The organism is Kitasatospora humi (assembly GCF_020907985.1).
GTDB lineage: Bacteria > Actinomycetota > Actinomycetes > Streptomycetales > Streptomycetaceae > Kitasatospora > Kitasatospora humi.
Genome location: NZ_JAJJPA010000046.1, coordinates 1 through 18,294 on the forward strand (window position 1 = coordinate 1; position 18,294 = coordinate 18,294).

At 72.7% G+C, this 18,294-nt stretch carries 12 protein-coding genes, 1 tRNA gene and 1 pseudogene; 5 read left to right on the forward strand and 9 right to left on the reverse strand.

Annotated features, from left to right (window positions below; translation table 11 throughout):
* Positions 1-149 precede the first annotated feature (149 nt).
* From LN042_RS29590 to LN042_RS29600, 3 genes and pseudogenes are all read left to right on the forward strand, one after another.
* Positions 150-593, forward strand: coding sequence for an SMI1/KNR4 family protein (locus LN042_RS29590; RefSeq protein ID WP_230054481.1), 444 nt, complete (start codon positions 150-152; stop codon positions 591-593).
* 45 nt (positions 594-638) lie between these two features.
* Positions 639-1,406: pseudogene (locus LN042_RS29595) on the forward strand (transposase).
* Between the two features lie 151 nt (positions 1,407-1,557).
* On the forward strand, positions 1,558-1,884 hold the full coding sequence (locus LN042_RS29600) for a DUF2087 domain-containing protein (protein ID WP_230054482.1): 327 nt from the start codon (positions 1,558-1,560) through the stop codon (positions 1,882-1,884).
* Between the two features lie 21 nt (positions 1,885-1,905).
* On the opposite strand, the gene LN042_RS29605 is transcribed toward LN042_RS29600, so the two are convergent.
* Entirely contained in the window at positions 1,906-4,719 is a 2,814-nt protein-coding gene (locus LN042_RS29605) for a ComEC/Rec2 family competence protein (protein WP_230054483.1), read from the reverse strand.
* Positions 4,720-5,008: 289 nt separating this feature from the next.
* Entirely contained in the window at positions 5,009-5,416 is a 408-nt protein-coding gene (locus LN042_RS29610) for a ComEA family DNA-binding protein (RefSeq protein WP_230054484.1), read from the reverse strand.
* A 9-nt stretch (positions 5,417-5,425) separates the two neighbouring features.
* On the opposite strand from LN042_RS29610, the gene LN042_RS29615 reads away from it, so the two are divergent.
* Positions 5,426-5,641, forward strand: coding sequence for a hypothetical protein (locus LN042_RS29615; protein ID WP_230054485.1), 216 nt, complete (start codon positions 5,426-5,428; stop codon positions 5,639-5,641).
* A 1,505-nt stretch (positions 5,642-7,146) separates the two neighbouring features.
* Here LN042_RS29615 and LN042_RS29620 read toward each other — a convergent pair.
* The 5 genes from LN042_RS29620 to LN042_RS29640 form a co-directional block, all read right to left on the reverse strand.
* On the reverse strand, positions 7,147-7,992 hold the full coding sequence (locus LN042_RS29620) for a DegV family protein (RefSeq protein WP_230054486.1): 846 nt from the start codon (positions 7,990-7,992) through the stop codon (positions 7,147-7,149).
* A 132-nt stretch (positions 7,993-8,124) separates the two neighbouring features.
* A complete protein-coding gene (locus LN042_RS29625; RefSeq protein ID WP_230054487.1) occupies positions 8,125-8,973 on the reverse strand; it encodes a hypothetical protein in 849 nt (282 codons plus the stop codon).
* 343 nt (positions 8,974-9,316) lie between these two features.
* A complete protein-coding gene (gene leuS, locus LN042_RS29630; protein WP_230054488.1) occupies positions 9,317-12,202 on the reverse strand; it encodes a leucine--tRNA ligase in 2,886 nt (961 codons plus the stop codon).
* A 226-nt stretch (positions 12,203-12,428) separates the two neighbouring features.
* Positions 12,429-13,418 (reverse strand): UDP-glucose 4-epimerase GalE, encoded by a 990-nt coding sequence (galE, locus tag LN042_RS29635; RefSeq protein WP_230054489.1) that lies wholly within the window; start codon positions 13,416-13,418, stop codon positions 12,429-12,431.
* A 315-nt stretch (positions 13,419-13,733) separates the two neighbouring features.
* Complete coding sequence (locus LN042_RS29640) at positions 13,734-15,017, reverse strand: NsdA family TPR-like regulatory protein (protein WP_230054490.1); 1,284 nt, start codon at positions 15,015-15,017, stop codon at positions 13,734-13,736.
* 210 nt (positions 15,018-15,227) lie between these two features.
* Here LN042_RS29640 and LN042_RS29645 point away from each other — a divergent pair, with 210 nt between their 5' ends.
* Entirely contained in the window at positions 15,228-16,505 is a 1,278-nt protein-coding gene (locus tag LN042_RS29645) for an MFS transporter (protein ID WP_230054491.1), read from the forward strand.
* A 58-nt stretch (positions 16,506-16,563) separates the two neighbouring features.
* Here LN042_RS29645 and LN042_RS29650 read toward each other — a convergent pair.
* Both LN042_RS29650 and LN042_RS29655 read right to left on the reverse strand, forming a co-directional pair.
* Positions 16,564-16,636, reverse strand: a tRNA-Ala gene (locus LN042_RS29650).
* A 151-nt stretch (positions 16,637-16,787) separates the two neighbouring features.
* Positions 16,788-18,248 carry an MFS transporter gene (locus LN042_RS29655; protein WP_230054492.1) on the reverse strand — a complete coding sequence of 487 codons (1,461 nt, stop codon included), beginning with the start codon at positions 18,246-18,248 and terminating at the stop codon, positions 16,788-16,790.
* Positions 18,249-18,294 lie beyond the last annotated feature (46 nt).

An 18,294-nucleotide genomic window follows, 5' to 3' on the forward strand; every position in this document is an offset into this window, starting at 1 on the left:
GGTTGTCCCGTATTGCCCTGGGGCGGGTGAGCGACTGACTTGGCCAGGGCCGTACTGTTCGCCTGGCGATCAGGTGCTCCCCTGGTCGTGTCGCGGGCTCCTGTTGATGCCGACCGGGCCGCAGGCCGGCCCGATTAGTGGCCAGGATCATGGAGGTCGATTCCATCGTGTGGACCGAGGTTGTGGCGGCCCTGCCCGGGACGGTGGTCTTTCAGCCCCCTGCATCGGAGCAGTCGCTGGCCTGCTGCACTGCGGTCCTCGGCCACTCACTGCCTGCGGACCTCGCAGCCCTCCTCCGGGAGAGCAACGGCATCGAGGGCGAGTACGGCGCGGGGCTCATCTGGTCCGCCGAGCGCATCGCCTCCGAGAACCAGACCCTTCGCTCGGATGCCGAGCTCGCCACCTTGTACATGCCGTTCGATCCGCTGCTCTTCTTCGCGGACGCGGGGAACGGGGACCTGTTCGCGCTCCTCCCCAGAATCAACCGCCCCGACGTCTTCGCCTGGAACCACGAAGACGACAGCCGCACCTGGGTGGCACCCAGTCTGGCCAAGTACCTCGAATGGTGGTTGACGGGGAAGATCAAGCTGTAGTGCCACGCCTCATGAGCACCTGGTCACCAATGAGATGATCTTGGTGTGGCTGGTGTGATCACGGCGTCGGAGCCCTCCTGGATAGCCCCGTTCACCGGGCTGAGCCCGCGCGACTTCCGCAAGCTGATGACGATGCTGCGACGCGAGGGCGCCGACACGGTGCGCCCGGGCCGGCCTTGGGGCCTCCCGCTGGAGGACCGCGTGCTGCTGGTCGCGGCCTACTGACGAACCAACCTGACGCTGCGGCAGCTCGCACCGCTGTTCGGGGTGTCCAAGTCGGCCGCCGACCGGATCATCGACCACATCGGCCCGCTCCTGGCGCTCAAGCCCCGGCAACGGTTCCGCAAGGACACCGTGCTGATCGTCGACGGAACCCTGGTGCCCACCCGAGACCACACCATCGCCGAGCAGTCCAAGAACTACAGGTACTCCACCAACCACCAGGTGGTCATCGACGCCCACTCCCGCCTGGTCGTGGCGATCGGCAGACCTCTGCCAGGCAACCGGAACGACTGCAAGGCATGGGAGGAGTCCGGCGCCAACGCGGCCGTCGGACAGACCACTACGATCGCCGACGGCGGCTACCCGGGCACCGGCCTCGTCATCCCACACCGCCGGCCCAGGGGCGGCGAACTCACCGAGTGGCAGGCCGAGCACAACCGCGAGCACAAACAAGTCCGAGCCCGCGTCGAGCACGTCTTCGCCCGGATGAAGACCTGGAAGATCCTGCGCGACTGCCGCCTCAAGGGTGACGGCGTCCACCACGCCATGCTGGGCATTGCCCGCCTGCACAACCTGCTCCAGGCTGCATAAGCCAACGCACTGCCGGTCGACCGACCGTGCCTCGAACCACCCAAAGATCAATTACGGGACGGCCCTTAGTTGACCTGATGTCGGACACGAGGTGCGTCAGCTGCGGAAAACCCCTTGCTGGTAGGAGGGTTGACGGGGGACGCTGCCGAACATGTCCGCAGACGTTTCCCAGGCCGAGGCTGAGGCCGATTCCAGTGTCCATGCCGGCTCCAGTGTCCAAGCCGCCGGTCTGGCCGCCTTCTTCACGGGCGGGCGGCTGACCACCGTTCCGCGCAAGCCCGCCCGGCGCGAGCAGCTGCTGCGTCACCTGGCCCGGACGCTCTTCGAGGCCGACCGTCGCTACAGCGAGCGCGAGGTCAACGAGGCACTGCTGACGGTGCATGACGACTTTCCCGCGCTGCGCCGCTACCTGGTGGAGGCCAAACTGCTGACCCGGGACAAGGACGGCAGCGGCTATCAGCGGGCGGCGATCGGGTAGCGGCCGACGGGCTCACGGGGCTCACCCGCCTGCGGGGCGTGGATGGACCACCGCCTGCAGGGTGGCCGGAGTGCTGCCCAGCACGGCGATGTCGCCGGTGCGGTCGGTGCGCAGCACGGTGGCTCCCAGGGCTGCCAGGCGGTCGACGGTGCGCGGTGACGGATGACCGTAGGAATTGCCGGCCCCCACGCTGATCAGGGCGAGACGGGGGTGCAGAGCGCTGGCGAGCGCCCAGTCCTGGTGGACCGAACCATGGTGGGCCACCTTCAGGACGTCCACCGGACCTGGATGGGTGGTGCGCAGCAGTTCCGCCTGGGCGGTGGGTTCGAGGTCGCCGAGCAGAGCGAACCGCAACCGGCCCGCGGTGACGAGCAGGCTGACGCTGGCGTCGTTGGGCCCCGAACTCACGGGATCGAAGGCCGCGTTGGGCCAGAGCACCTGCCAGGAGAGCTCGGGTGCCGCGGTGCGCTGCTCTCCCGGAGACGCTCGCAGCAATGGAACGTGGGCGCTCGCGGCCAGCGCGGTGACCTTGGCCGCCTCCGCGGCGGGCGCGGCCAAGGTGGTGGTCTCGATGGCGCCGACTGCACGACCGTGCAGCACCCCGGGCAGACCCGCACTGTGGTCCGCGTGGAAGTGGGTGAGCACGACCAACGGGATCCGGGTGACTCCGAGGTCCCGCAGGCAGTCGTCCGCGGCGGTCGGGTCCGGCCCCGTGTCAACCACCACGGCGGTGTCGGAACGACCGGCCAATGGCAGCACCAGCAAGTCCCCTTGCCCGACCGAACACATCACCAACCGCGCCCCTGCCACCGGCCAGCCTGTGGCGATCCGGACCAGGGCAGGCGGCCGCAGCAGCAGGACCACCAGGCCGAGCGTCAGCACGACGGCGACCGCCAGGCGGAGCATGCGGCGGGGCCGCGGGAAGCTGGACGGCGACAGGAGGCTACCCGGGGGTTCACCGGCGCCGGAGTCAGCAGTGGTGGACCGACCAGCAGCGGATCCGGCGGTTGTGGGCGGCCCGCTACGGGGTTGCGCGGGAACGGGTTGCGCGGGGCCGGGTTGTGCGGGGCCGGATCTGGCAGCGCCCGGGTGGCTGCTGCCGGTGACCTCGGTGGCCTGGGCCGTCGGGAAGAGCAGCCGGCCCGCGTAACAGGCCGCCAGCACGCCCAGGGCCAGCGTGGCGGTGCCTCGCCAGCCCGCCGTCCAGGTGAGTTCGGCGCCGGGCAGTGCCGCACCGGCCCGCGCGACGACAGCCAACCACTGTGTCGGGTAGCCGGCCATGCCGGCCAGGAACGCGGCCACCCCGCTGGAGAGCGGTGCCACCGCAAGAGCCGCGAAGCCCAGCAACGTGGCCGGCATCACCGCCAGTTCGGCAAGCAGGTTGCACGGGATCCCGACCAGGCTGATCCGTGGTGCGAACAGCACGGTGACCGGAGCGCAGAGCACCTGCGCCGAGGCCGTGCAGGCCACTGCCTCAGCAGCACTGTGCGGCCAGCCCCGCTGGTGCAGCCCCTCCGCCCAACGGCGCCCCAGGGTGAGCAGCCCCGTGGTGGCGAGCACCGAGAGCAGGAACCCGTACGAGCGGGCCAGGAACGGGTCGACCAGCAGCAGGAGGAGGACCCCCGCCGCGAGTGCGGAGAGCGCCTGGCGCGGACGACCCAGCGCCAGGGCGAGCAGGCTCACCAGCCCCGTCGCCGCCGCGCGCAGAACGCTCGGCTCCGGACGGCAGAGGATGACGAAGGCGATCGTGAGGGCCGCGCCGAGCAGGGCCGCCACCCTCAGCGGGACACCCAGGAAGGCCGCCAACCCACCGCGCTCCGCGGTGCCCGAACGCGTCGGGGCGCCCAGTAGGAGCGCCAACACGATGGAGAGGTTGGCGCCGCTCACCGCGGTGATGTGGACCAGGTCGGTGCTCTGGAATGCCTGGGCGAGGTCGTCCGGCATCGCATCGGTGTCGCCCACCACCAGGCCGGGCAGCAGGGTACGGGCGTCGGACGGCAGGCCCGCACATGCCTGGCGCAGCCCCGCCCGCAGCCGACCTGCCAGGCGCTGCGTCCAGTTCGGCGGCGCCAGCAGCCGCGGCGGCCCCGTGGCCACCAGGGCGGCCGCAGTGTCACTGCTGCCCTCCTCGCCGGCCGGCAGGACCCGCGCGAGGGTCGCCACCCGGGCGGACGGCAGCAGCCCCTGCCAGGAGGCGGCGTCGCGCTCCTGGACGATCAAGGTGATCGGGGTGTCGGTCTGTGTGGTCTCCGCGCCGTGGCGGGTGGCGCCGCTGGTGCCGCTGGTATTACTGCTGCCCGCATTACTGCTGCCGCCTGTGGTGCCACCGGTGTCAGTGGTGACGCGAACTGCGGTGGCGTCCACGAGGAGCATGTGACGGCCGGCGTCCGCCCCGTGGGCGTGCGAGGTGCGAGGACGCGGGTCGCCGGTGATGGTCAGCTCAACGGTGACCTGCGTGCCAGGTGGTGGTCCGGCGACGGCTCCAGGGCGGGAGTCGCGGATGGCTGTGGTCGAGGTGGCGAGCCCGCTGTTGATGTCGGTGCCGGTCGGCGGTGCGTCGGCGGCGGTAGCGGCTCGGGCGAGGGCGGGAATCGGTCCGCGGTACAGGTCGGCGGTCCGCAGCACGGTGCAGGTGGTGGCCGCGGCTGCGGTGAGCAGTACGGCGGCTCCGAGTGCGGCAGTTCGACGTGACCGGTCGCCGCCGCGCACGAGCAGCAGCAGGGCAACCGCTGTGCCCGCGGCTACGGCAGCCCCGTAGAGCAGCGCCGTGGTGGCGTGCGAGTTGCTGCTGAGCAGCAGCGCCGTGACGGCCCAGGCGGCGACGGTCGGCAACACGAGCCGCAGATCGGGCCCCTGCGAAAGATCGGCGTGTTGGGTGGTTGTGCGCGGAGATGGCATGGCCTGTGACGGTGGGTGGTGGTGGACGGTTGGCGTAGGAGCGGATTCTCCGGGCCCGGGGGCCGGCGTTGGTGGCTTGGCGTGGAGAAGGCGAGGCACGGCGGACGGCGCGCAGTTGTCTTGGGCCTGCGTCGACCGGTCACGCTTGCCGTTGCGCAGTCGGTCGGAGCGAGGACCGAGCAGCGGTGATCACAGGAGCCGGGACGTAATGGAAGGTGCCGGCGCGTCAGAGAACAAGCAGTGGTCTCAGCTCGGCGAACTTGCGTCCGCCGAGCCCGCTGATCTGCCGGAGCTGCTCCAACGAGCGGAACGGGCCGTGTTGGGTGCGGAAGTCGAGGATGCGGCGGGCCAACGCAGGGCCGATACCGGGGAGCGCATCGAGCTGTTCCTGAGTGGCCCTGTTGATGCTCACCGGCTCCTTGGGCGGCGTGGATTGGGCGGCGCTCCCACCGGGCGGAGCGGTTGAGCCGACCAGCACCTGCTCACCGTCCACCAGTACCCGGGCCAGGTTGAGGCCATCGGTGTCCACGCCCGGTTGCGCACCGCCAGCCGCCCGCAATGCATCGGCGACTCGCGATCCTGCCGGCAGGCTGAGTATGCCTGGATGCGCGACGCGGCCTGCCACATCGATCACGACCGGGAGTTGAGCACTGCCGGACGGTTCGGCGGCGCTCGCCCCGGTGTCCGCTGGTTCGACCCCTGGGGCGACCGGCTCGGCCGGACGCTCGGAGTCGCCGGCGGCTGCTGCGGCCCGGGGTGCGGTCTTACCGGTGGTAGTGGGCACGGCGACGGGCTGCGGCCGACCCAGCCAGAAGTGCTGGATGGCATAGGCGACGGCGAGCAGGAGCAGAACTCCTAGGCCGAGCACCGCCTTTCGGTCCGCCCAAAGCAAGGGGTGGAGCGCGCTGGGCAAGCGCAGCCGCCGCCTGGGCGGGTGGGACGGAACGGGCCGGGACGGGAGCGGGGCGGCGACGGAGGACTGGGCAGTCGGGGGCGAGGAACAGGGCGCGCCGGTGCCGGCGGCCCTGCCCTCCCCACCCGAAGGGCCGGCCGCCGGGGAGGGCAGGGCAGGCGGCGCAGGCGAGTCGGCAGGACCCGCCGGCGCGGAGCGCGCTACAGCGGCGGGCGAGAAGGAGGTCGCGGGCACGGCGGTAGCAGCGGAGGGTGGGGAAGGCAGGGCGGAGGACAGACGCGAGCCCGCTGCCGACGCGGGCACGGACATCCGGGCGACGGGGGAAAGCACTCGCGCACGGCCTGGGGCCGTCGGAGCCGCGCCGGTCGCGGCCGACGAGGCCGACGAGGCCGGCCCGGTATTCAGGGAGCGCAGGCGGGGCCGCGCGCCGCACCGGGGGCCCCTGCGCTTGCCATAGCCGTAGGGCCAGTCAGCCGGGAGCGCGGCAGCGCTTCCGGTGCTGCGTGTGGGCGAAGCAGGGGCTGCGGAAGCAGGGGCTGCGGTGGAGAGGGTGTCGTCGTCAGGGATGCGGGTCGAGGGTTGCTCCGAGCCCAACCAGTCGACCCCTTCCAACACGGCGACTGTGGCACTGCCGTCCCCGAGGCTGTCCGAGACCGGGGACGCCAGGGGCCGGGGAAGCCCCGAGCGGCGCGGATCGGGCGCCGACGACCCGTCAGGCTCCGGCGCTGGCCGAGCGACCGTATCGGATGGGGCAGAGCCGAAGTCGCCCTCTGCGGGGGCGCGGAAAGCCGGGAAACCGCCCCCGGACACGGGCGGGGTGGCGAGCCGGCGGGCGGCTTGCGCGTCCAGCGAGCCGGCCGACCGGGCCACCCGCCTCAGGTGAGACCCCGTGACCCAAGAAGACTCCGAGTCATCCGGGCTCACCCCGGACCATGCGTCACGCGGGACGGCCCCGTCCAGCGAAGCAGGTCCCGACCCATCAGGCGTGAATGCACCCAGGGCCGCTGAGTCGCCGCCCGGCGCGGCAGGGGGTCCTGCGGCCCGGGGAAGCGCCGAAGCGTGCGCCCCCACACCGAGGGGACGGTCAGACTCCGGCCCAGGCTCATCGACCGCACCCCGCGCACCGAAGTCGGTTCCGTCCGGCTCCGCAGGGCCATGGGCACCGGCCTCCCCGTGGACGCCCGACTCATCCCCATGGACGCCCGACTCACCCTCCTGGACGCCCGGCGTCGCCGTGGCGATGCCGAGTGGCGGCAGCAGATGGGCCAGGCGGGCGCGGGTGAGGGCGGCGGTCTCCCGGCGGCGGGCGGCCGGGGTGCGAAGGGCGCGGAGAACGGTCATGGCACCGACGCTAGGCCGGGCCCCGACGTCCCATCACGACCACCTGGGAACCTGTGGACAACCCTGCGGCTGTGGATAATTGACGTACCGTCAGTACGATCATCGCACCCTCATACCGGTGCGACCACCACCGCCAGCAACCCCGGCCCCACATGGGCTCCGATCACCGCGCCGACCTCCCCCACGTACAGGTCGCGCAGCTTCGGTACCCGCCCGCGCAGACGGGCGGCGAGCGGCTCGGCGCGGTCCTCGGCGGCGAGGTGGTGCACGGTGATGTCCACCTCCCGCTCACCCGCGTACTCGGCGGCGATCTCCTCCAGACGCGCGATGGCGCGGGAGGAGGTGCGCACCTTCTCCAGGGGTTCGATCCGGCCCGCGTCGAGGTGGAGCAGCGGCTTGACGGCCAGGGCGGAGCCGAGGAGCGCCCGGGCGGTGCCGATCCGGCCGCCCCTGCGCAGGTGTTCCAGGGTGTCCACGTAGAAGAAGCCGCGGGTGTCGGCGGCACGTCGTTCGGCCGCGGCCGCCACGCCGTCCAGGTCGAGTCCCGCGTCCCGGGCGTCGGCCGCCGCCAGCACCGCGTAGCCGAGCGCCATGCCGACCAGCCGGCTGTCCACCACCCGCACCGGTATCGGCGCTTCGGCGGCTGCCAGCCGGGCGGCGTCGCCGGTGCCGGAGAGCTCGGTGGAGAGGTGGATCGAGACCACCCCGGTGGCACCGGCCTCGGCGGCGGCGCGGTACGCGGCGGCGAAGGTCTCCGGATTGGGGCGCGAGGTGGTGAGCCGCTGCTTGGCGTGCAGGGCCTCGGCGACGTCCTTGGGCGCGATCTCCACGCCCTCGGTGAGCACGGTGTCCCCGACCACGACGCTCAGCGGGACCACCGAGACCTGGTGTGCGTCGACGGCGTCGTGGGGCAGATAGGCCGTGGAATCGGTGACGATGGCGAGCTGGGCGGACATGAGCCGGAGGTTACTCCTCCCGTGGTCACCCGGCACATCAGAGCCCCATGGCCCACCGGCACCTCAGAGCCGACCGCCAGGACCCCAGAGCCAGAGCCGATCGCCGGCCGGGCACCCGCTCCCCGCCGGCGGTCAGTTCCCGGACGACCCGGGTGCCGGCTTCCGCAGCCGCTGTGCGACGTTCACCACCTGCTCCCCCAGCCCCAGCACCTCCTCCGCCGAAAGCCACCGACCGGCCCTGCCGGCCCCCAGCCCGGGCCGCCCCGATGCACCCGCCCCACTGGCAGCACCGTTCCCACCGGCAGCACCGCTCCCACCAACTCCGGAGCTGCCCCCAACCCCGGAGCCGCCCCCAGCCCCAGCCGAAGTCCCCGCCCCAGCCCCAGCACCGCCCGAAGCCGTCGCCGCGGCGCCGCCCCCCGCGCCCGTCTCCCAGTGGCGCAGCGCCCCCGCCTCGCTCGCGATCTCCTCGCTCAGCCGCCCCAGATCGTCCGCCGCGAACCGGTGCATCCGGTCCTGCGCCGCCCACCGCAGCGACTCGGCTGACTGCGTGATCCGGTCGGCCCGCACCCGCAGCTCCGACAGCTTGGCGGCCACCCGCGACGGATCGGGCTCGCGCTCAAGCAGCCGCAGTTCGGCGTCCAGCTCGGCACCGTGGCCGTCAAGCCGGGCCAGCAGGCCGAGTGCCTCGGTGAGCTGGCCGTCGTTGGGCAGGCCGCCCTCCAGCACCTCACGGGTGCGGGTCAGCGAGGTGCGCAGCGCGAGCCGGACGGCCGCCACCTCACCGTGCGCCCCGGGTTTCGCATAGCTCTTGGCCTTCAGCGCGACGTTCTCCACCGCCCGCCGGGCCTGCGCCTCGGTCTGGTCGACCTTGCGGGCCACGGCCTTCGCCGCCTTGACGACGCCGACCACCACCAGGACGGTCAGCACGAGCGCGATGAGCGCCACCACCCCGACCAGGATCCCGATCGCGTGGAACATCAGACAGCCGCCTTCCCGCCCTCGCCGAGCCCGCGGGAGTCCCGGGGCCTTCCCTCAATACGGTAGCCCGACCGCCCCCGGCGGAGCGGCGGTCCAGGGGCTTTCGCGGGGCGGATCAGGGTCTCTTCAGGGTTACCCCGAGAAAGCCTCCGCCGGGAACCTCCTGGGCCGGCAACCCCCTGCCAATGCCTCCCGGAACGGCAGCGGCCCGGCCGCCACCGCGACCGGGCCACTGCCGAACCACCCGAACCACCCGAACCACCCGAAGCACGCGAACCAACGGGCCGAGCCGGCCAACCGGCCAACCGTCAGCCGTCAGCCGTCAACCGTCAGCCGTCAACCGTCAGCCGGTGACGATGTTCACCAGCTTCGGCGCCCTGACGATCACCTTGCGCACCGGGGCGTCCCCGATCGCCGCGACCACCGCCGGGTCGGCCAGCGCCAGCTGCTCCAGCTCCGCATCGCCGATGGTCGGCGGCACCTCCAGACGGGCCTTGACCTTGCCCTTGATCTGCACGACGCAGACCACGGCCTCGTCCACGGCAAGCGCCGGGTCGGCGACCGGGAAGTCGGCGTAGGCCAGCGAGTCGGTGTGCCCCAGCTTGCGCCACAGCTCCTCGGCGATGTGCGGGGCCAGCGGCGCGACCATCAGCACCAGCGGCTCGGCCACCTCGCGCGGCGTGCTGCCGCGCTTGACCAGGTGGTTGTTCAGCTCGATCGCCTTGGCCACCGCGGTGTTGAAGCGCAGCCCGGCCAGGTCGCCGCGGATCCCGTCGATCGCCTTGTGCAGCGCCCGCAGGGTCGCCTCGTCGGCCGGTTCGTCGGTGACGACGACCTCACCGGTCTTCTCGGAGACGATGTTGCGCCACAGACGCTGCAGGAAGCGGAACGAGCCGACCACCGCACGCGGCTCCCAGGGACGGGAGACGTCCAGCGGGCCCATCGACATCTCGTAGAGGCGCAGGGTGTCGGCGCCGTACTCCTCGCAGATGCTGTCGGGCGAGACGGCGTTCTTCAGCGACTTGCCCATCTTGCCCGCCTCGCGGGTGACCGGCTGTCCCTGCCAGACGTAGCCGCCGTCGACCTCCTCGACCTCGGCGGCCGGCACCGGGAAGCCGCGCTCGTCGCGGTAGACGTAGGCGGTGATCATGCCCTGGTTGAACAGCCGGTGGAACGGCTCGACCGACGAGACGTGACCCAGGTCGTGCAGCACCTTGTGCCAGAAGCGCGCGTACAGCAGGTGCAGCACCGCGTGCTCCTGGCCGCCGACGTACAGGTCGACGCCGCCGGCCTTCTTCTCGGCGTTGGGGCCCAGCCAGTAGGCCTCGTTGGCGGGGTCGACCAGCTTGGCGCGGTTGTCCGGGTCGACGTAGCGCAGCTCGTACCAGCAGGAACCGGCCCAGTTGGGCATGGTGTTGGTCTCGCGGCGGTAGCGCTTGACGCCGTCGCCCAGGTCCAGCTCGACGTTGACCCAGGCCTCGTTGCGCGACAGCGGGGTGCGCGGGCTGCTGGTGGCGTCCTCCGGGTCGAAGGTGATCGGCGAGTAGTCGTCCACCTCGGGGACCTCGACCGGCAGCATCGACTCGGGCAGCGCGTGCATCACGCCGTCCTCGTCGTAGACGATCGGGAACGGCTCACCCCAGTACCGCTGGCGGCTGAACAGCCAGTCGCGCAGGCGGTAGTTGACGGTGCCCTCGCCGATGCCGCGGCCGGCCAGCCACTCGGTGACCGTGCGCTTGGCGTCGGTGACGGTCAGGCCGTCCAGCGAGACCCCGTCGCCCACCGAGTTGACCAGCACCGAGTCGTAGGTGTCGAAGGCGTCGTCCCACTCGTGCGGGTCGGTGCCGCGGCCGTCGGTGGGCTGGACCACGCACTGCATCGGCAGGTTGAAGGCGCGGGCGAAGGCGAAGTCGCGGTGGTCGTGCGCGGGCACGGCCATGATCGCGCCGGTGCCGTAGCCCATCAGCACGTAGTCGGCGATGAAGACCGGGATCGGCTTGCCGGTGACCGGGTTGGTCGCGTAGGCGCCGGTGAAGACGCCGGTCTTCACCTTGGCGTCCATCTGGCGCTCGACGTCCGACTTGGCGGCGGCGGCGGCGCGGTAGGCGGCGACGGCCTCGGCGGGGGTGTGCGCCTCGCCCTTCCAGTCGTTCAGGGTCTCGCTCGGCCAGGCGGCCGGGACGATGGCGTCGACCAGCTCGTGCTCGGGGGCCAGCACCATGTAGGTGGCACCGAACAGGGTGTCCGGGCGGGTGGTGAAGACGGTGACGGTGTGGTCCCCCACCGGGAAGTCGACCCGGGCGCCCTCGGAGCGGCCGATCCAGTTGCGCTGCTGCAGCTTGATGGCCTCGGGCCAGTCCAGCAGGTCCAGGTCGCTGATCAGCCGGTCGCCGTAGGCGGTGATCCGCATCATCCACTGGCGCAGCTTGGACTTGAAGACCGGGAAGTTGCCGCGCTCGGAGCGGCCGTCGGCGGTGACCTCCTCGTTGGCCAGCACGGTGCCCAGGCCGGGGCACCAGTTGACCGGCACCTCCTTGCTGTAGGCCAGCCGGTACTCGCCCAGCACCTCCTCGCGCTCGGCGGCGGACAGCGCGGCCCAGGCGCGACCGTCCGGAACGGCCCGCTCCCCGGCGGCGAACTGCGCGATCAGCTCGGCGATCGGGCGGGCCTTGTCGGCGTCGGTGTCGTACCAGGAGTCGAAGATCTGCAGGAAGATCCACTGGGTCCAGCGGTAGTACTCCGGGTCGATGGTGGAGATCGACCGGCGGGAGTCGTGGCCCAGGCCCAGGCGGCGCAGCTGGCCGCGCATGTTGGCGATGGCGGCGTCGGTGGAGACCCGGGGGTGCACGCCGGTGGCCACCGCGTGCTGCTCGGCGGGCAGGCCGAAGGCGTCGTAACCCAGCGTGTGCAGCACGTTGTGGCCGGTCATCCGCTGGTAGCGGGCGTAGACGTCGGTGGCGATGTACCCCAGCGGGTGGCCGACGTGCAGGCCGACACCGGACGGGTAGGGGAACATGTCCATGATGAAGCTGTGCGGCTTCTCGCTGACCGCCCCGCCCGTGGCGGCCTGCGGGGCCAGCGGACCGACCGGGTTGGGGGCGTTGAAGGTGCCCTCCTTCTCCCAGGTGTCCTGCCAGCGGGACTCGATGTCGGCGGCCAGGGCTGCGGTGTACCGGAACGGCTCGGTGGTGGCCTCGGCCGGGCCGGAGGCAGGGGTCGTCTCGCTCATGGTCCTTCAAGCTCCATCGGGTCAGGTTGCGAATCGTCAACTGAGCGGCCGGGTGCGGTGCCTGGGTCCCGAAGAAGGGCTCCGGAAACAAAAAAGCCCCTCGCAGGAGGGGACGCCACGCCGACTCCGGCGCTACCCCCGCTCGGGGCGGCCGGTCCTGGTCAGCGCGGCCGGCTAAGGAGCAGGCGCACGGTTCGCATGGGCTCAGGGTACCGCAGGGGATGTCTCAGCCCAGCCGGGTGTCCCGGACCTCGGCCCAGCGCAGCGAGTCCCGGATGCCCTCGGCGAGGCTGTGCCCGGCCTCCCAGTGGAGCAGCCGCTTGGCGCGGTCGCTGCGGGTGTAGGCGCCGGCCACGTCGCCCGGGCGGCTCTCGGTCTCGACCACGGCGACGGGCTGGTCGACCACGCCGTTGAAGGCCTCGACCAGCTCGCGCACCGTGGTGCCGGTGCCGGTGCCGAGGTTGATCGCCGAGGCTCGGCCGCCCTCCAGCGCCCGGTCGAAGTTCTCCAGCGCGGCCACGTGCGCGGCGGCCAGGTCCCAGACGTGGATGTAGTCGCGGATGCCGGAGCCGTCCCGGGTCGGCCAGTGGGTACCCGTGATCTTGAACGGTTGACCGGCCTCGTGAGCCTCGATCAGCTTGCCAAGCGCGTGGCTGGGGTGACGCACCTGCAGTCCGGTGCGCAGTTCGGGGTCGGCACCGATCGGGTTGAAGTAGCGCAGCGACAGGATCCGGATCGGCTGGGTGGCGGCGATGTCGGCGAACATGCCCTCGCAGACCGCCTTGGTCCGGGCGTACGGGCTCTGCGGGTCGAGTCCGGCGCGCTCGTCCACGCTGAAGTCCTCGCTGGCCCGGTAGATCGAGGCCGAGGAGGAGAAGATCATCTTCTGGCAGCCGTTGCGCAGCAGGTGGCCCGTGAAGTCCAGGCTCTTGGCGACGTTGGCCCGGTAGTAGCCGACCGGGTCGGCCACCGAGTCCGGCACCACGATCAGCGCGGCGCAGTGCACCACGGCCTCGATCTCCGGATGCTCGGCGAAGATCCGGTCGACCAGGGCGCCGTCCGCGATGTCGCCCTGGTAGAACGCCCGGCCCTCGGTGAACTCCCGTCGGCCGGTGACCAGGCTGTCCAGGACCACGGGGGTGTGGCCGGACTCGATGCAGGCGGAGGCGACGGTGCTGCCGATGTAGCCGGCGCCGCCGGAGATCAGAACCTTCATGAGCTGCGATGAGCCTTCCGTTCGTTGTGCCCGGGCAGCCTAACGCCGACGGCCCGACTTTCCGGACGCCTTCCTGCCGCCCTCCGGTTGCGCGGCCGCCGCCCGGTACCCGCGCAGCGCGTCGTGCGCGACCCGCTCGGCCGCCGGCTACCGGCGGCGGGACGACGGGAACACCGCGGCCCGGGCACCGGTGGCGAGCGCCGCGGCCGGCGGCACCACCAGCGGACCGGCAAGGGCCGTCAGCCGGAACGAGCCGTTGCTCCTTCGTGATCGTCACACCGGGTCTCGCACACGGCGTCGATCCGGTCGGGAGCTCTACGCCCCGCCCCCGCTCCGCGGCCCGTCGAACTCCCGCAGCACCCGGGCGACCAGGCCCGACTGCATCCCGGCGGCCAGCCCGCGCGCCTGGTCTGCCGCGGCGGCGGCGCGCCCGGTGTCGCCGGTGCGGCGGTAGGAGTCGGCCAGCCGGACCAGCAGCAGCGCCCGGGCCCGGGCCGCGGTCAGGCCGGCCACCGCCTCGGTGAGCATCGGCCGGGCCCGCTTGTGGTCGTCCAGGAACAGGTGGGCGCAGCCGACCAGGCCGGCCAGTTCGGCCCGGGCGGCGTCCCTGGGCAGCACCGTCCAGGCCTGGTCGGCGGTCGCCTCGGCGGCCTCCTGGTCGCCGTTGCGACCGTGCGCCAACGCCAGCCGGCCCAGCTGGCGGGCCCGTTGCTGCGGTGCCAGGGTCGCGCCCGCGGCGGCCAGCGCGGAGCCCAGCAGCTGGGCCGGATCCAGCCCCCGCCCGGCGCCGTAGTACGTGAGCTGCACCGCCAGGCTGCCCACCACGCTGACCGCCAACTGCGGCTCCCCCGCCACGTGCGCGGCCCGCAGCGCCGCCACGTAGGCGCGCTGGGCCGCCGCCTCCTGGCCCAGATCGGCGCCCGCCCAGCCGACCAGCCGGGCCAACCGCCCGGCCGCGCCGTACAGCGCCCGGCCGAGCGGCTCGTCCTCGGCGTAGCCGCCCAGCTCCAACAGCTTGCCCACCATGGCCAGTTCGGCACGGGCCGACTCCAGCACCAGACCGCCGCCGCAGGCCCGGCCGAGCCGCCGCAGGCCGGCGCAGCTGGCCCGCAGGTCGTTCAGCTGGTCCGCCGTCACCCGCAGCGCACCGCTGCCGCCGGTCAGCGGGGGCGGCGGCGCGGACCAGTGCCGGGCGGCCCGGGCCAGCTCGTCGCCGCGGAACAGGTCGGTCAGCCGCACCGGCGCCACCTGCAGGCCGGCCTCGTGCAGGGCGATCTGCGCGGTGTCGGCGGTCCACGGGTCGGTCAGCAGCCGGGCCGAAAGCGCCTTGGCACCGCGGTGACTGCCCATCCGGCCCCAGAGCTGCTCGTAGGTGACGGCGATGCCGACCGCGCGGCTGAGCACCTCGCAGACCGCCTGGTCGTGCGGGGACCTGGGCACCATGCCGCGGTCGCGCCATTTGTAGGGCGCGGTCTGGCTGATCGCCATTCCGGGGGGCAGCACCAGATTGACCTCGCGGGCCAACCGCTCCGGGCTCCAGGCGAGCTGGTGCAGGATCCGGGCGAGCTCTTCGTTGCGGATGCGCGCGAGATCGGCCATGGCCCGACCGTAGCTGGCCGTGGCCGCTTCCGGGACCGCTCAGCGTGAAGTCGCGTCGCTTATCACGCACCCGGGCGCGAAAAGCTCTCGACTCCCCCGAACGGACCAATGGTTTCACCCGGTCTGGGACGCAACCGCCCGCCGGCGTAACCAGCGTGGTACCTGAACGTCAGACAGGGGGCCATCCCCCGTCCGAAAGCGGTCACCTCCGTGTCCCAGACTGCTCTGCTCCCCCGTCCCGTCCTACCCCGCACCGGGCCGCCGCCAACCCCGCACCGCCGACTGGCCCGGCGGATCGGCCGGCGCCGTGCCGTACTGGTCGGCGCCGTGGTGCTCAACCAACTGGCCTACGGCGCCGTCTACTCCTGGAGCATCGTCTCCGCCGGACTGCAGTCGCCGCACAGCGCCTTCGCGCTCGGCCGCGACCGGGCCGCGCTGCCGTTCGCCGCCGCGCACGCCGTGGTCTTCCTCGGCACCGTGCTCGGCGGCCTGCTGATGTCCCGCCGCTCGCCGCGGGTCATCGCGCTGCTCGCCGGGCTGCTCTACGCGGGCGGCTACCTGGTGGCCGGCTGCGCGCACGGGCGCCAGGACTTCTGGCTGCTGCTGCTCGGCTACGGCGGGATCAGCGGGATCGGCCTGGGCCTGGGTTACATCGTGCCGACCACCATGCTGCAGCGCTGGTTCCCCGGGCACCGGGCGCTGGCCGCCGGCGCCGCCACCGGAGGCTTCGGCCTCGGCTCGGTGCTCAGTGCGCCGCTCTGCCGACTGCTGGTGGCGCACTTCACCGTCGATCCGGCCCGGGCGCTGCTGGTGCTCGGCACCCTGTTCCTGGCCACCACGCTGACCGGTGCCGCCTACTTCGACAATCCGCCGGTCCGCCCCGCGCAGCCGACCTCCGGCGCCGGCCACCGGCCGGCCCAGGCGCTGCGCAGCCGGCAGTGGTACCTGCTGACACTGATGCTCTTCTACAACACGCTCGCCGGGATCAGCCTGCTCGCGGTGGTGGCCCCGGCCGCCACCAGCCTCACCGGGTTGAGCCCGGCCCTGGCCGCCGTGCTGACCGGGGTGCTCGGGGTGTTCAACACGGTGGGTCGCCCGCTCTGGGGCTGGCTGTCCGGCCGCACCGGGCTGCTACGGGCCTTCGTGGTGATGCTGCTGGTGCAGGGCGTCGGCCTGGTGGTGCTCTCCCGGACCACCTCGGCCGCCCTCTTCCTGCCGCTGGCGGCGCTGGTCTGCCTCTGCTTCGGCGGTGGCTTCGCCACCATGCCGGCGGTGGTTTCGGAGTTCTTCGGAGCGGCCCATGCCGGGGCGGTCTACGGGTTGATGCTGGTCGGCTGGGGCATGGCCGGGCTGCTCGGGCCGCTGGCGATCTCCCGGGTGGCGGCCCAGCACTCCTACTCGGTGGCCTTCCTGGAGCTGGGCGCGATCACGCTGGCAGCGGCGCTGCTGCCCCGGCTGGCCGAGCGGCCGCAGGCGCGGTCGGCCTGACGGGCCGCCAACGCAGTGGGGCCGCCTCCCGTTTGGGAGGCGGCCCGAGCACTTACGGTGGAGCTATGGGGAATTGAACCCCAGACCTCTTGCATGCCATGCAAGCGCTCTACCAACTGAGCTATAGCCCCGCATCGCACCGAGTGCATTTTTTTGCCGCCTGGCGGTTCCCCGCGGCGACACGTCTTACTTTACACGCTCCCGGGAGTGCTTCACGAATCCGTTCCCCGGTGCCGTCCGGGCGGCGGGCGGCACCGGGCGGAGACGGACCCTGCGCGTCGGCTACCCGAGCCGGGCCGCGTGCCGGGTGCGGAACGCGAAGACGGCGGCCAGCGCGGCGGCGGCCAGCAGGCAGAACGAGGTCACCTGGACGGCGTGGCCGGAGGCGGCCGGACCGGCCGGGTAGCCGACCGAGCCGAGGAAGACGGTGCCGAGCAGCGAGACCCCGACCACCTGGCCGAGTTGCACCATGGTCACCGTCACCCCGCTGGCGTCCGCCGCGTCGGCCGGGGCCACCCGGCTCAGCGCCCGGGCGAACAGCGGGCTGTAGGCGCAGCCGGAGGCCGCCCCGATCACCAGCAGCAGCGCCTCGGTGCCCGGGCTCAGCAGCTCACCGCCGCGCAGCAGCCGGCCGAGCGCCAGGTAGCCGGCGCCGACCACCCCGAGCGCGACCATCGGCAGCGGCAGGTGCAGCCGCTTCGGCAGCCGCTGCCAGTGCAGGCCGGAGAGCCCGAAGCCGACGGCCATCGGCGCGAAGGACAGGCCCGCGCGCAGCGGCGAGTCCCCCAGCCCCGCCTGCAGGTGCAACGCGAAGGCGAACAGGAAGCCGGAGAACCCCAGCATGATCAGGAACAGCGCCGCCGCCCCCGGCACCAGCCCCGGGGAGCGCAGCACCCGGACGTGGATCAGCGGCTGCCCGCCACGCTCGGCGATCCGCCGCTCCACCACCACGAAGAGCGCGAAGGCCGGCCCCGAGCCGCCCAGCACCACCCAGCCCCAGACCGGCCAGTGCAGGTCGTGCCCGAGCACCAGCGGCACCACCAGCAGGCCGATCGCCAGCGCCAGCAGCAGCAGCCCGACCAGGTCGAGGCGGCGCTCCCGGTCCACCGGCAGGTTCGGCAGCACCCGGTGCCCCGCCGCCAGCAGCACCACCCCGATCGGCACGTTGATCAGGAAGACCGGCCGCCAACCGCTGCCGAACAGGTCGGCGCTGACTAGCACCCCGCCGAGCACCTGCCCGGCCACGCTGCCGCCGGCCAGCACCGCCGTGTAGGTGCCCAGCGCCCTGGCCCGGGAGGCGCCGGTGAAGGTCTTCTGGATCAGGCTCATCACCTGCGGCACCATCAGCGCCGAGGCGACCCCCTGGAGGAACCGGAAGCCGATCAGTCCGGCGGTGTTCGGGGCCAGGCCGCAGGCCAGCGAGGCGGCGGTGAAGCCGGCCAGGCCGAGCTGGAAGAGCGGGCGGTGGCCGAACCTGGCGCCCAGCCGGGCCCCGGTGATCAGCAGCACCGCGTAGGCGATGGTGTAGCCGGCGATCACCAGCTGCAGGCCGGCGCCGTCGGCGTGCAGGTCGGTGCGGATGGTCGGCGCCGCGACATTGACCACGGCGACGTCCAGGATGGCCATGAACTGGCCGGTCAGGATCACTCCGAGCACCAGGCCGGGGCGACCGGGCCGGGTGGGCCGCGCCGCGGCGTCGGGATCTGCCGCCGAGCGCGGCCGTCGAGTCTGCAGGTCCGTCATGACGGGCAATCTGCCGCAGCTTCGATACTGGTGGTTAGAGCCTGCT

Bases quoted from the DNA above. Each gene is read 5' to 3' on its own strand.
- LN042_RS29590 (WP_230054481.1), top strand. From the start codon at position 150: ATGGAGGTCGATTCCATCGTGTGGACCGAGGTTGTGGCGGCCCTGCCC.
- LN042_RS29600 (WP_230054482.1), top strand. From the start codon at position 1,558: ATGTCCGCAGACGTTTCCCAGGCCGAGGCTGAGGCCGATTCCAGTGTC.
- LN042_RS29620 (WP_230054486.1), bottom strand. From the start codon at position 7,992: ATGTCCGCCCAGCTCGCCATCGTCACCGATTCCACGGCCTATCTGCCC.
- LN042_RS29625 (WP_230054487.1), bottom strand. From the start codon at position 8,973: ATGTTCCACGCGATCGGGATCCTGGTCGGGGTGGTGGCGCTCATCGCG.
- leuS (WP_230054488.1), bottom strand. From the start codon at position 12,202: ATGAGCGAGACGACCCCTGCCTCCGGCCCGGCCGAGGCCACCACCGAG.
- galE (WP_230054489.1), bottom strand. From the start codon at position 13,418: ATGAAGGTTCTGATCTCCGGCGGCGCCGGCTACATCGGCAGCACCGTC.
- LN042_RS29640 (WP_230054490.1), bottom strand. From the start codon at position 15,017: ATGGCCGATCTCGCGCGCATCCGCAACGAAGAGCTCGCCCGGATCCTG.
- LN042_RS29655 (WP_230054492.1), bottom strand. From the start codon at position 18,248: ATGACGGACCTGCAGACTCGACGGCCGCGCTCGGCGGCAGATCCCGAC.